The sequence below is a fragment of the Micromonospora sp. AP08 genome (genome assembly GCF_008085935.1).
Lineage (GTDB): Bacteria > Actinomycetota > Actinomycetes > Mycobacteriales > Micromonosporaceae > Micromonospora > Micromonospora chersina.
Map to the genome: position 1 here is coordinate 76,973 of NZ_VSEZ01000013.1, position 11,395 is coordinate 88,367.

Annotated in this window: 16 protein-coding genes; 10 read left to right on the plus strand and 6 right to left on the minus strand. The window is 74.3% G+C overall.

The features are described 5' to 3' along the window. Positions 1 to 380 precede the first annotated feature (380 nt). Positions 381 to 902, plus strand: coding sequence for a DUF6232 family protein (locus FXF50_RS21405; protein WP_148430585.1), 522 nt, complete (start codon positions 381 to 383; stop codon positions 900 to 902). A 10-nt stretch (positions 903 to 912) separates the two neighbouring features. On the opposite strand, the gene FXF50_RS21410 is transcribed toward FXF50_RS21405, so the two are convergent. Continuing rightward, positions 913 to 1,242: a DUF3817 domain-containing protein gene (locus FXF50_RS21410; RefSeq protein WP_148430587.1), complete on the minus strand. Its 330-nt coding sequence runs from the start codon at positions 1,240 to 1,242 to the stop codon at positions 913 to 915. A 25-nt stretch (positions 1,243 to 1,267) separates the two neighbouring features. Further along, positions 1,268 to 1,687, minus strand: coding sequence for a hypothetical protein (locus FXF50_RS21415; RefSeq protein ID WP_148430589.1), 420 nt, complete (start codon positions 1,685 to 1,687; stop codon positions 1,268 to 1,270). Between the two features lie 122 nt (positions 1,688 to 1,809). On the opposite strand from FXF50_RS21415, the gene FXF50_RS21420 reads away from it, so the two are divergent. Genes FXF50_RS21420 through FXF50_RS21430 form a run of 3 tightly spaced genes read left to right on the plus strand, consistent with a single transcriptional unit; the run spans position 1,810 to position 3,005 of the window. After that, positions 1,810 to 2,109 (plus strand): DUF6158 family protein, encoded by a 300-nt coding sequence (locus FXF50_RS21420; RefSeq protein ID WP_091318915.1) that lies wholly within the window; start codon positions 1,810 to 1,812, stop codon positions 2,107 to 2,109. Next, the gene (locus FXF50_RS21425) at positions 2,109 to 2,432 is read left to right on the plus strand and encodes a hypothetical protein (RefSeq protein ID WP_148430591.1); all 324 of its coding nucleotides are present in this window, start codon (positions 2,109 to 2,111) and stop codon (positions 2,430 to 2,432) included. Before FXF50_RS21420 ends, FXF50_RS21425 begins: the two co-directional genes overlap by 1 nt. 33 nt (positions 2,433 to 2,465) lie before the next feature. Further along, positions 2,466 to 3,005, plus strand: a complete 540-nt coding sequence (locus FXF50_RS21430; protein ID WP_148430593.1) for a DUF1360 domain-containing protein — start codon at positions 2,466 to 2,468, stop codon at positions 3,003 to 3,005. A 62-nt stretch (positions 3,006 to 3,067) separates the two neighbouring features. Here FXF50_RS21430 and FXF50_RS21435 read toward each other — a convergent pair whose 3' ends face one another. From FXF50_RS21435 to FXF50_RS21445, 3 genes are all read right to left on the minus strand, one after another. After that, the gene (locus FXF50_RS21435; protein ID WP_148430595.1) at positions 3,068 to 3,277 is read right to left on the minus strand and encodes a hypothetical protein; all 210 of its coding nucleotides are present in this window, start codon (positions 3,275 to 3,277) and stop codon (positions 3,068 to 3,070) included. 42 nt (positions 3,278 to 3,319) lie between these two features. Further along, positions 3,320 to 3,544, minus strand: a complete 225-nt coding sequence (locus tag FXF50_RS21440) for a hypothetical protein (RefSeq protein WP_148430597.1) — start codon at positions 3,542 to 3,544, stop codon at positions 3,320 to 3,322. 140 nt (positions 3,545 to 3,684) lie between these two features. Continuing rightward, positions 3,685 to 4,773 (minus strand): 3-deoxy-7-phosphoheptulonate synthase, encoded by a 1,089-nt coding sequence (locus FXF50_RS21445; protein WP_148430599.1) that lies wholly within the window; start codon positions 4,771 to 4,773, stop codon positions 3,685 to 3,687. A gap of 478 nt (positions 4,774 to 5,251) precedes the next feature. Between FXF50_RS21445 and FXF50_RS21450 the strand changes: the two genes are divergently transcribed. Continuing rightward, positions 5,252 to 5,464 carry a hypothetical protein gene (locus FXF50_RS21450; RefSeq protein ID WP_148430601.1) on the plus strand — a complete coding sequence of 71 codons (213 nt, stop codon included), beginning with the start codon at positions 5,252 to 5,254 and terminating at the stop codon, positions 5,462 to 5,464. Here the strand turns inward: FXF50_RS21450 and FXF50_RS21455 are convergent. Further along, positions 5,439 to 6,152, minus strand: a complete 714-nt coding sequence (locus tag FXF50_RS21455) for a phosphodiesterase (protein ID WP_148430603.1) — start codon at positions 6,150 to 6,152, stop codon at positions 5,439 to 5,441. The two genes, FXF50_RS21450 and FXF50_RS21455, sit on opposite strands and share 26 nt — an antisense overlap. A gap of 81 nt (positions 6,153 to 6,233) precedes the next feature. Here FXF50_RS21455 and FXF50_RS21460 point away from each other — a divergent pair, with 81 nt between their 5' ends. From FXF50_RS21460 to FXF50_RS21480, 5 genes are all read left to right on the plus strand, one after another. Continuing rightward, entirely contained in the window at positions 6,234 to 7,526 is a 1,293-nt protein-coding gene (locus FXF50_RS21460; protein WP_148430605.1) for a pitrilysin family protein, read from the plus strand. Then, complete coding sequence (locus FXF50_RS21465; RefSeq protein ID WP_148430606.1) at positions 7,523 to 8,869, plus strand: pitrilysin family protein; 1,347 nt, start codon at positions 7,523 to 7,525, stop codon at positions 8,867 to 8,869. Before FXF50_RS21460 ends, FXF50_RS21465 begins: the two co-directional genes overlap by 4 nt. Before the next feature lie 300 nt (positions 8,870 to 9,169). Next, positions 9,170 to 10,195, plus strand: coding sequence for an aspartate-semialdehyde dehydrogenase (locus FXF50_RS21470; RefSeq protein ID WP_148430608.1), 1,026 nt, complete (start codon positions 9,170 to 9,172; stop codon positions 10,193 to 10,195). A 95-nt stretch (positions 10,196 to 10,290) separates the two neighbouring features. Further along, on the plus strand, positions 10,291 to 10,731 hold the full coding sequence (locus FXF50_RS21475) for a PPOX class F420-dependent oxidoreductase (RefSeq protein WP_148430610.1): 441 nt from the start codon (positions 10,291 to 10,293) through the stop codon (positions 10,729 to 10,731). A gap of 91 nt (positions 10,732 to 10,822) precedes the next feature. Next, positions 10,823 to 11,239 (plus strand): CBS domain-containing protein, encoded by a 417-nt coding sequence (locus FXF50_RS21480; protein ID WP_148430612.1) that lies wholly within the window; start codon positions 10,823 to 10,825, stop codon positions 11,237 to 11,239. Positions 11,240 to 11,395: the final 156 nt, after the last annotated feature.

The window sequence follows — 11,395 nt, forward strand, 5'->3', positions numbered from 1 at the left end:
CGTGGCCCGAGTGACGGGCAGGTGAAGCAGGGGCGAAAGTTGGCAAAGTGTCAGGAAGTGCCGCCGGTACTGATGACGCTTCGTGACCGGTTCGCGGGCGGGCCGTCGCGGCACGGACGCCGGTTGGTCGGAACGCGCCACTCGCCGGATTCGTCGTTCTGGGCGGATGTCGCCAGGCAACGCGCCGCAAAGTCATGACAAAGACGGAAATCGCTGTGCTTTCCCGGCGGGGCGCTGCTCGGTCGGCGGGCGGGTGGCCAGGGAAAACGCCGGGCCGGGGTGGCGTGCCCGCAACACAATGAGGCGCGGAGGCCGGGAATCCCGTCGTACGGCAACGCCGGCGACGTGGAGGCCCGGCCCGCGATCCCCGGGAGGCCGCCGTGCAGACCGATGGCTCCACCACCACCCGCCCGCCCCGGTCACCGGGTGCGACCGCACCGACGCTGCTCTACGCCCGGCCGGGCATCGTGGTCACCGGCGAGCGCTTCACCGTCGGCCGCAACAGCTGGCCCGTGGCCGACATCACCCAGCTCTGGACCGCCCGCGGTCCGCACGACCGGCTCGCACTCCGGGCGGTCGCCGTCTCCGCCGCGCTGATCGGCGCGGTCGGCGTGCTGCTCGGCTTCACCGGCGGGCTGCAACGGCTCACCGCGGCGGCGTACCTCACGCTGGGCGCGGTCGGGCTGCTGCCACTGCTGCTCGTGCTGGTCGGCGACCGCTGGCGGCCCCCGGCGTACGAGCTGTGGGGGCGGCTCGGCGGGGCCGAGGTGCTGCTGTTCAGCAGCGACGACGAGCGGCAGTTCGGTCAGGTCACCCGGGCCCTGCAACGGGCCCGGGAGGGCGTGCGCCACGGCGGCTGGACGGACCCGCCCGCGGCCGCCGCGTGGCGGCCGAACCGCTGACCGCCCCGGGTCAGCCGGCGACCGGCTCCGGCGCCCGGTCGGGCTGCTCGGCGGCCAGCCAGTGGCTCACCCGGCGCTCGGCGTAGAACGAGACGAACGGCACGGTGCCGGCGAGCATCACTAGCAGCATCCGCTTCAGCGGCCAGTCGGCCCGGCGCGACAGGTCGAAGGTGAGCGCCAGGTAGATCATGTAGAGCCAGCCGTGCGCGGTGCCGACCACGGCCACCACGGTCGGGTTGTCGAAGCCGTACTTCAGCGGCATCCCGATCAGGACCAGCACCACCAGCGCCACGCCCACGATCCAGGCGATCACGCGGTACCGGGTAAGGGCTCCGCCCACCGTCGTCCGTCCTTCCGCACCGGCCTCAGCCGGGATAGTCGCCGGGCTTCGCGCCCGGGTTGGCGTTCAACCAGGAAAGGTAGCGGTTGTACGCGGCCAGCTCGCCGTCGTCGGCCCCGCCGACCGGCACGGCCGGCGCCCGGCTGACCCGCACCGGCCGGCGTACCGCCGGGGTGGCGACGGCCGGCTCGGAGCCGGCGGTCGCCGGCGGCGCCGGGGTGGCCCGCTCCTCGCGCGAGGCCCGCAGCGCGTGCCGCAGCTCACGCCACCACACGAAGACCACGAAGCCGGCGAAGACGGGCCACTCGATCGCGTAGCCGAAGCTCAGCGAGTTGCCCTCGGCGGCCCGGGTGACCTGCCACCAGCCCAGGCCCAGAAAGCCCACCACCAGCACGACCATGGCCACGTGGCGGGCGATCCACGCCGGTGTCCAGAGCCGCTTCATGCCATCGAGGGTACCGGGCCCGCCGGCCGTCTCCGACGCGGTGTCGTAGGTGGCGAGGGTTTGGTGGCACCCCGGCTGGGCATCCGTCTAGACGCCAGCCCGAACGAGACGAGGGGGCGACGATGACCGAATCAGTACGCCGCGACGCCAGTCCGGAGCAGCGGGTGACCGAGTGGGACGGCGATCACGCCCGCACCCAGGACGTCGACGGTGAGCTGCTCGGGGTGGACCCCGCCGACCTCGGCGACGAGGACCTGATCCGGGAGATGCAGAGCCTGCACCGCACCCGGCTCGACACCCTCCGGCACGCCACCGACTCGGCGCTCGCCAACCACCTGCGGCGCACCGCCGAGCTGGAGACCGAGTACCTGGCCCGGCACCCGGGCCGGGAGGTCGACCCGAGCCGGCTGCGGGACGCCTGATGGCCAGCCACGCCGAGCGCGGCATGTCCGCGCCTCCCGAGGTGGTCTTCAACACCGCCACCGACCCGGACCGGTCGGCGGCCTGGCTGCCGGAGGAGCTGCGCCGCTCCGGCACGCACCGGGTCGAGGTGGTCGACGCCGAGGACATGCGGGCCCGCTGGAGCTCCGAGTCCGCCGGCTGGTCGGCGGACATCGACGTCGAGCCGGCCGACGCCGGGGGCGCCCGGGTCCGGCTGGACCTCGACGGGACCGACCACGGGATGGCCGACGAGATCCTGGCGAGCCTCGCCCGCGAGGTGGCCGACAACCTGACCGCCGGCTGAGCCGGCACTGGCACGACGACCGAGGAGGCCGGGTTGACCGGTAGTGGCCTGAAGCAGAAGGTGGCGCGGTTGCGCCAGGCGTACGCGCCGCACGAGCACCGGCCGCTCGGCGGCTACCTGGTGGCGATGGGCACGTACGGCGCGGTCACCGCGTCGCTGGTCGGCCTGGTCAAGGCGACCGGCCGCCCGGTGCCGGAGCGGCCCGCGCCCGGCGACGTGGTGCTGCTGTCGATCGCGACCCACAAGCTGAGCCGGCTGCTCTCCAAGGACGCGATCACCAGCCCGCTCCGCGCGCCCTTCACCCGCTACGACCACCCGATCGGCAGCGGCGAGGTGATGGAACAGGTCCGCGACCAGGGCAGCCCGACCCGGCACGCGGTCGGCGAGCTGGTGAGCTGCCCGTTCTGCCTGGCCGTCTGGGTCGCCACCGGCCTCACGGGCGGGCTGGTGCTGGCTCCCCGGCTGACCCGGCTGGTCGCCACCGCGCTGACCGCGGTGGCCGCCTCGGACTTCCTCCAGATGGGGTACGCGGTTGCTCAGCAGGCCGCCGAGGGCGGGCACCACGAGGACTGACCACACGACGGAGAAGGGGGCCGGCGCGTCGCGCCGGCCCCCTTCCGCGTTCTCCGGCCCGCTCAGGTGGGCGTGGTGCCGTGGTCCTCGCCGGCCCAGCCGCGCGTCGCCTCCGGCTCCCGCTCGTCGCGGTCCTCGCCGGTGATGACGTCGTCGGAGACCGCCGTCTGGTCGTGCTCGCCGGCGAAGTCGGGATCCGGCAGCGTGTCCGTGCCCTCGGGGGGCTGGCCGAGCGCCGGGGGGTGCCCGTGTTCCTCGTTGCGGTCGGTCATCGCGCTGTCCTCTCCGTCCTCGGGCCGCGTCCGCCGGAAGGCTCAGGCCACCGTCCCGCCGAGCAGGTCGGCGGCCTCGTCGACCGCGTACTCGCCCTGCGGCAGGGCGGCGATCCGGGTGAGCAGCTCGGCGGGCAGCTCGGCGGCCACCGCCCGGCGGTAGATGTCCGCCTGACTGATCCGCTCCTGGCCGTGGTAGATGTCGTCGAGCAGTTCGTCGAGCGGCCGGGTGTCCGGCTGCTCGGTCACGGGCGCGTTATCGGTCACGCCGGTCAGCTACCCGGGCCCGAATCGGTCAAACGTCCCCACCCGGCCGCCCACCCCGCCCCACGGCGTTGATCATGAGGTTGGCGGCGAAGTCGATCTCCTCCGCTGCCGCCAACCTCATGGTCAACGCTCGGGTGGGGTCAGGCCGGGGTCGGGAGGGTGGCGCGGCGGGTGCGGACCGCGGCCGCCAGGTGGTCGAGGACCTGGGCGGTGGTGTCCCAGCCGATGCAGGCGTCGGTCACCGACTTGCCGTACTCCAGCGGGCGGGTGGGGTCGAGGTCCTGCCGGCCGGGCTGGAGGAAGCTCTCCAGCATGATGCCGACGATGCCGCGCTGGCCGGCGGCGAGCTGGGCGGCCACGTCGGCCGCCACCAGCGGCTGGTTGCGGTGGTCCTTGCCGCTGTTGGCGTGGCTGGCGTCGACCACCACCCGCTCGGGCAGCCCGGCGGCGCGCAGCAGGTCCAGCGCCCCGGCCACCGACTCCGCGTCGTAGTTGGGCCGGCCACCGCCGCCGCGCAGCACCAGGTGGCCGTCGGCGTTGCCCCGGGTGTGCATGATCGCCGGCGTGCCGGAGACGTCGATGCCGGGGAAGACGTGCGGGACGCCGGCCGCCCGGATCGCGTCCACCGCGGTGCCGATGCTGCCGTCGGGGCGGTTCTTCATGCCGATCGGCATGGACAGGCCGGAGGCGAGCTGCCGGTGGACCTGGCTCTCCACGGTCCGCGCGCCGATCGCGCCCCAGGCCACCGTGTCGGCGATGTACTGCGGAGTGATCGGGTCGAGGAACTCGCAGCCCACCGGGAGGCCCAGCCGCACCACGTCGAGCAGGAGCGCCCGGGCGGTACGCAGGCCGGTGTTCACGTCGCCCGATCCGTCCAGGCCCGGGTCGTTGATCAGGCCCTTCCAGCCCACGGTCGAACGCGGCTTCTCGAAGTAGACGCGCATCACCACGAGCAGGTCGTCGGCGAGCCGGTCGGCGGCGTGACGCAGCCGGGCCGCGTACTCCAGGGCGGCGGCGGGGTCGTGCACCGAGCAGGGGCCGACCACGACCAGCAGCCGGTCGTCGGTGCGGTCCAGCACCCGGCCGACGGCACGCCGACCGGCCACCACGGCCTCGGCGAGGGACTCCTCGAGCGGCAGGTGGTGGTGCAGCAGGGCCGGGGTGGTCAGCGGCACGACACGGTCGATCCGCTGGTCGATGACCCGATGGACGTCCGGGGTCGTCGTCACGGTGGGGTTCCTTCCGCCGACCGTGCCCGGGGCCGGCGCCCGGGATCGAGCCGGCTGCTCGTACGCGAAAGGGCAGGGAATGATCCCTGCCCGGCCGGCTCGAAGAGGAGTGACGTCAGCTCACGGTCGAGTCACCGGCTCCTCCAGCCGGCTGCCTAAACCATCGATACGACCGCGTCACGCCCGCCAGCGTACCCGACGGGAGGGGTGGGCCTCACCCGCTCGTCGGGTAAGCCGCGCCTCATGTCAACCCCGGTCGATGGAACGACGGGTAACTCCAGTGGCACGGCACGTGTCCATGGACCGTCCACGCGGGTGATCGCGCCGTCCGACCGATGCTCCATCCCGAATTGCGGGATACGATCCCTCGTCCGGGTCGCCACGGGTGCGCGAACATCGGCGGGAAGGATCTGTCACGTGTACCGCATCCTGGGAAGCGCGGGGTTCTGCCGGGCCCTGGCGGGGGTAAGAGGACGGCATGAGCCACGACCAGAGCGACCAGGACCGGATCGAGTCCCGCGCCCACCTGCTGCCCGAGGAGGCGGCGGTGGGCAGCGAGGACCCGGAGGCGCAGGCCGACGCCATCCTCAGCGAATCGGACATCCGGGAGGACCGTAACGTCGCCCCCGACACGGTGCTGGAGCACCGGACCTCCGAGCAGACCGTCACCCCCGTCGAGCCTCCCGACTGAGCCGGGCGTCCCGGCCCCGCTGGGAACCCCGGTAGGTGGTGTCCCGCAACCAGGCCAGCGGCCCGGCCACCCGCAGGCCGGGCGGCACGTTGCCGATCGGGTCGAAGGCCAGCGCGGCGTCCTCCCGGGCGCCGCGCCGGCCGTCCAGCCGCACCTCGCCGAACGGCCGCCACGGCCCGACCGCCGAGGCCACCGCGAGCACCAGCCGCGGCCCGTCGTCGCCACCCGCCGCCGGAAGCTCGGCCAGCCCGCGGCCCAGCTCCGGTGAGTCCGGGTCGGCCAGCACGGCGAGGTACAGCCGCCGCCGGCCGGCCCGGAAGGACATGATCGAGGTGTACGTCCCGGTGAAGCCGCGCCGGGGCAGCGGCAGGTGACGCAGCACCGGCGCCGCCCCGCTGGAACTGGCGAGCAGGTCCACCGGCGGCTCCGGGTCACGGTGCAGCCGGATCCCCACCCCCAGCACGTCCGGCCAGGTTCCCGGGGTGGGCACGCCCTTGGACAGCCGGACGGTCGCCGGCCACCGGCCGGGCAGGTCGAGCAGCGGCACGTCGGTCGGCGGGCCCGGCGTACCCCAGATCAATACCTCGGCGGAGAAGGTGCGGCCGGCGGGATGCAGCAGCCGGGCGTGCCGGAGCCGGGCCAGCGCGGCGGCGGCGCGCTCGACCGCGGACGATGCGGGGGAGGACATGCCCGGCGAGTACCCCGGCGCGTGGCGACGATGCTCCCCGCACGTCACCTTTCCGCCCGTGAGATCGGATAGCGTCGTGCCATGCCCGACAGCGGTTACCCCTGGCCGATCGAGACGACCCGACTGGACAACGGTCTGCGCGTGGTGGTGAGCGAGGACCGCACGGCCCCCGCGGTCGCCGTGAACCTCTGGTACGACGTGGGATCCCGCCACGAACCCGAGGGCCAGACCGGCTTCGCCCACCTCTTCGAGCACCTGATGTTCGAGGGCTCGGTCAACGTGGCGAAGACCGAGCACATGAAGCTCATTCAGGGCTCCGGCGGCTCGCTCAACGCCACCACCAACCCGGACCGCACCAACTACTTCGAGACGGTCCCGGCCGAGCACCTGGAGTTGGCGCTCTGGCTGGAGGCCGACCGGATGGGCGGTCTGGTCCCCGCGCTGACCCAGGAGACGCTGGACAACCAGCGGGACGTGGTGAAGAACGAGCGCCGCCAGCGCTACGAGAACGTGCCCTACGGCGACGCCTGGCTGCGGCTGCTGCCGCTGCTCTACCCGCCCGGGCACCCCTACCACCACGCCACGATCGGCTCGATGGCCGACCTGAACGCCGCCGACCTGGCCACCTTCCAGGCGTTCCACAGCACCTGGTACGCGCCGAACAACGCCGTGCTCACCGTGGTCGGCGACACCACCGCGGCCGAGGTGTTCGCGCTGGCCGACAAGTACTTCGGCGCCCTGCCGCCGCGCGACGACATCCCGGGCGCCCCGGACGGGCGCACGGTCCCGGCCGGCGGCGGCCCGGCGGTGGAGACGGTCACCACCGACGTGCCCGCTCCCCGGGTCTACGTCGCGCACCGCACCCACCCCTTCGGCACCCCCGGCTACGACGTGACCACCGTGCTCGCCACCGTGCTGGGCAGCGGCCGGGGCAGCCGGCTCTACCAGCGCCTCGCCGACGGCGAGCGGATCGCCCAGCCGGACCTGGTCGGGGCGTACGGGGTGGACCTGGCGCACGGCCCCGCGCCGCTGATCGCCACCGCCACGGCCCGCCCCGGGGTGTCCGGCGACCGGCTGCGCGAGGGGCTGACCGAGGTGGTCGACGAACTGGCCACCGTGCCGGTGACCGCCGCCGAGCTGGACCGGGCCAAGGCGCTGCTCAGCACCATGTGGTGGCGGCAGATGTCCACGGTGGACGGCCGCGCCGACACCCTCGGCCGGTACGCCACCCAGTTCGGCGACCCGGCCCGCGCCGGCGAGCGGCTGCCCGCCTGGCTGGCCGTCACCGCCGAGCAGATCGCCGAGCAGGCCGCCGAGCTGCTCGGCGCGGCGGACCGGGCGACCCTGACCTACCTGCCCGAGGAGACCTCATGACGCTGATCGCCACCCGTCCCGGCCCGGGCGCCGCCCGCCCGTACCGGTTCCCGCAGGTGGTCCGCCGGTCCGCCGCCGGCGGGCAGGTCGTCGCCGCGCACCTGCCCGGGCAGAACCTCGCCGTCGCGCTGCTGCTGCTCGACGGCGGCGCCGGCCGGGAGCCGGTCGGCAAGGAGGGGCTCGGCGGGGTCCTCGCGAAGTCGCTGGAGGAGGGGACCGCGCAGCGGGACGCCACCGCGTACGCCCTGGCCATCGAGGCGCTCGGCACCGAGCTGGTGACCGGCCTCGACTGGGACTCGTTCCAGGTCAGCGTGCAGGTGCCGGTGGACCGGCTGGGCGCGGCCGTGGAACTGCTCACCGAGGCGGTGCGGACGCCGAAGCTCGACCCGGCCGACGTGCGGCGGGTCCGCGACGACGAGGCGACCGCGCTGCGGATGGACTGGGCGACCCCGGGCCCGCGGGCCGACGCCGTGCTGCGCGCCGACCTGTTCGGTGCGGACAACCGCTGGGGCCGCCCGCTGTACGGCGACCCGGAGAGCGTGGCCGCCCTGGACGTGGACGACGTGACCGTCTTCCACTCCGAGTGGTTCATCCGCCCCGGCACGCTGATCGTCGCCGGCGACCTGGACCGGATCGACCTCGACGCGCTCGCCGCGACGGTGTTCACGGGAGCCGGCGGCGCGGCCGCGGACAAGGGTGGCCCCATCGAGGTGGCGCTGCCGGAGCGGCGGCGGATCATCCTGGTCGACCGTCCCGGCTCGGTCCAGTCCACGCTCCGCCTCGGGCACCCGTCGCCGCACCGCGCCCACCCGGACCACGTGCCGATGACGCTGGCCGGCACGGTGCTCGGCGGGGCGTTCACCTCCCGGCTCAACCACCTGCTCCGCGAGGTGCGCGGCTACACGTACGGGATCCGGGGCGACTTCGCCTCGTCCCGCCGGTTCGGCCGGTTCGCCATCAGCTCCGGGGTGCAGACCGCGGTGACCGCGCCGGCCCTGGTCGAGGCGGTCGGCGAGGTGTCGCGTACCCGGTTGACCGGAGTGACCGAGGACGAGCTGGCGGTGGCCCGCTTCTGGCGGGCCGGCCAGCTCTCGGTCGAGCTGCAGAGCCCCCGGGCCATCGCCTCGGCGCTCACCACCCTCGTCGTGCACGACCTGCCGGACGACTACCACGCCCGGCTGCGCGAGGCGCTGCTCGCCGCGACCGTCGAGGAGGTCTCCGCGGCGGCCGCCGCCCACCTGCACCCGGAGTCGCTCACCCTCGTGGTCGAGGGCGACTCGGCGGTGATCCGCGACGAGCTGGTGGCCGCCGGCCTCGGTGAGGTGGTCGACCACGCCGTCTGACGCGTCGGGCCGGCGCTCGCCGGCCCGCGGCGTGGCGGTGTCGACCGGCCGGAGACACCGCCACATCGGGACGCCGATGTGATTCCCGTCGCGTCCCGGGTCGCCGTGCGTTCCGCCGGCCGACGCGGATGCTGCGGTCCGGCACCCCGATGGCGGGCGATTCTCCGCCCCTGGCCCGCCGTCGGGCGGTGTCGTTGCAGGTCGACGGCCCGATCGGCGAACGGCGTGGCAGCCCGCGCCCGGCCCGCGCGCTGGGAAAGGCTTCCCGCCGGCCCCGCCCGGCTGGGTAGCCTCGCGGGCATGAGGATCGGCATTGTGGGGGCCACCGGCCAGGTCGGTGGCGTGATGCGGCAGGTGCTGGCGGAGCGCGACTTCCCGGCGGAGCAGGTGCGGCTGTTCGCCTCGGCCCGGTCGGCCGGGCGCACACTGCCCTGGCGCGACGGCGAGGTCACCGTGGAGGACGCGGCCACGGCCGACTACCGGGGCCTGGACATCGTGCTCTTCTCGGCGGGCAAGGGCACCGCCCGGGAGCTGGCTCCCCGGGTCGCCGAGGCGGGCGCGGTCGTCATCGACAACTCCTCGGCGTTCCGGATGGACCCCGAGGTGCCGCTGGTGGTCGCCGAGGTCAACGCGCACGCCATCGCCAACCGCCCCAGGGGCATCGTGGCCAACCCGAACTGCACCACGATGGCCGCCATGCCGGTGCTGCGCCCGCTGCACCAGGAGGCCGAGCTGGTCAGCCTGGTCGTCGCCACCTACCAGGCGGTCTCCGGGGCCGGCGTGGCCGGCGTGGCCGAGCTCGACGAGCAGGTCCGCAAGGTCGCCGAGCACGCCGCCGGGCTCGCCTTCGACGGGTCGGCCGTGGAGTTCCCCGCGCCGCGCTCGTTCGCCCGCCCGATCGCCTTCAACGTGCTCCCGCTCGCCGGCTCGATCGTCGACGACGGCTCCAACGAGACGGACGAGGAGCAGAAGCTGCGCAACGAGAGCCGCAAGATCCTGGAGATCCCCGGGCTCAAGGTCTCCGGCACCTGCGTGCGGGTGCCGGTCTTCACCGGCCACTCCCTCCAGATCAACGCGCGCTTCGCCCGCCCGATCACCCCGGCCCGGGCCCGCGAGCTGCTCGACGGCGCGCCCGGTGTGGCGCTGCGCGACGTGCCGACCCCGTTGGAGGCGGCCGGGCAGGACCCCACGTACGTGGGGCGGATCCGGGCCGACGAGACCGTCGAGCACGGCCTCGCCCTGTTCTGCTCCAACGACAACCTGCGCAAGGGCGCGGCGCTCAACGCCGTGCAGCTCGCCGAGCTGGTCGCCGCCGAGCGGCGCTGATCCCGGTTCCCGCGTGTCCGGCGGGTGGCCGGGCACGCGGGCGGGAGATGCGGTGAGATGGGGGCGACCACACCAGTCGACGGCGGGAGACCCCCATGGTGGACGAGCGGACCCGACAGGCCCTGACCGACCTCATCGCGAGCCGGTGGCTCGGCGTGCTCGCCACCCTCAAGCGGGACGGCCGCCCCCAGCTGTCCACCGTGGTCTACTCCTTCGACCGGGACGCCGGGCTGATCCGGGTCTCGGTCACCGACGGCCGGGCCAAGACCGCCAACCTGCGCCGCGACCCCCGGGCCAGCTTCCACGTGAGCAGCGAGGACGGCTGGGCGTACGCGGTGGCGGAGGCACGGGCCGAGCTGACCGCGGTCGCGGAGCGGCCGGACGACCCGACCGTCGGGGAACTCGTCGGGCTCTACCGGGCGGTGCAGGGCGAACACCCGGACTGGGACGACTTCCGGCGGGCCATGGTGGCCGAGCGCCGGCTGGTGCTCCGCCTGCACGTCGAACGGCTCTACGGGATGCCGCCGCGCGGCTGACCGCCGCCGGGTCACCTCGCCGCGACCGCGCGGCGTTACCTCGGCCGTGACGCCGGGTAGACCGCCTTGCCGACACCGAGAGGGGAGCACCATGACAACGGTCGGAGAGTTCATGACGACCCGGTTGGTGACGATGGACGGCAGCGACACCCTCACCGCCGCGGCGCAGGAGATGCGGGACAGCGCGATCGGCGACGTGGTGGTGACCGATGGCGACAACGTGGTCGGCATCATCACGGACCGGGACATCACGGTCCGGGCCGTTGCCGAGAACATGGATCCCAGCACCACCCGGCTCAATCAGATCACCACCAAGGACGTGGTGACGGTGAGCCAGTACGACGACGCGGTGGCCGCCGCCGACCTGATGCGCACCTACGCGGTCCGCCGCCTGCCGGTCCTCGACGACGGCCGCCTGGTCGGCCTGGTCTCCATGGGTGACCTGGCCGTGGAGCGGGAACCCCAGTCGGTGCTCGCGGACATCAGCGCCGACGATCCGAACAACTGACCGTCCGCCGCGGTGACGCCGGCCTCCCGTTCGGAGGCCGGCGTTTCGCGCTGTCCGGGGGCAGGTCAGGCGGGACTCACCCGAACCGGGCGAGGTTGGCCGCCCACCCGGCGGGGACCCCCTCCTCGGACGTCGGAGGCCGCGGATCGCGGGAGG

Coding starts and splice junctions, on each gene's coding strand:
- FXF50_RS21415 (WP_148430589.1), bottom strand. CDS start 1,687: ATGAAGCGGCTCTGGACACCGGCGTGGATCGCCCGCCACGTGGCCATG.
- FXF50_RS21420 (WP_091318915.1), top strand. CDS start 1,810: ATGACCGAATCAGTACGCCGCGACGCCAGTCCGGAGCAGCGGGTGACC.
- FXF50_RS21425 (WP_148430591.1), top strand. CDS start 2,109: ATGGCCAGCCACGCCGAGCGCGGCATGTCCGCGCCTCCCGAGGTGGTC.
- FXF50_RS21435 (WP_148430595.1), bottom strand. CDS start 3,277: ATGACCGACCGCAACGAGGAACACGGGCACCCCCCGGCGCTCGGCCAG.
- FXF50_RS21450 (WP_148430601.1), top strand. CDS start 5,252: ATGAGCCACGACCAGAGCGACCAGGACCGGATCGAGTCCCGCGCCCAC.
- FXF50_RS21455 (WP_148430603.1), bottom strand. CDS start 6,152: ATGTCCTCCCCCGCATCGTCCGCGGTCGAGCGCGCCGCCGCCGCGCTG.
- FXF50_RS21460 (WP_148430605.1), top strand. CDS start 6,234: ATGCCCGACAGCGGTTACCCCTGGCCGATCGAGACGACCCGACTGGAC.
- FXF50_RS21465 (WP_148430606.1), top strand. CDS start 7,523: ATGACGCTGATCGCCACCCGTCCCGGCCCGGGCGCCGCCCGCCCGTAC.
- FXF50_RS21470 (WP_148430608.1), top strand. CDS start 9,170: ATGAGGATCGGCATTGTGGGGGCCACCGGCCAGGTCGGTGGCGTGATG.
- FXF50_RS21475 (WP_148430610.1), top strand. CDS start 10,291: ATGGTGGACGAGCGGACCCGACAGGCCCTGACCGACCTCATCGCGAGC.
- FXF50_RS21480 (WP_148430612.1), top strand. CDS start 10,823: ATGACAACGGTCGGAGAGTTCATGACGACCCGGTTGGTGACGATGGAC.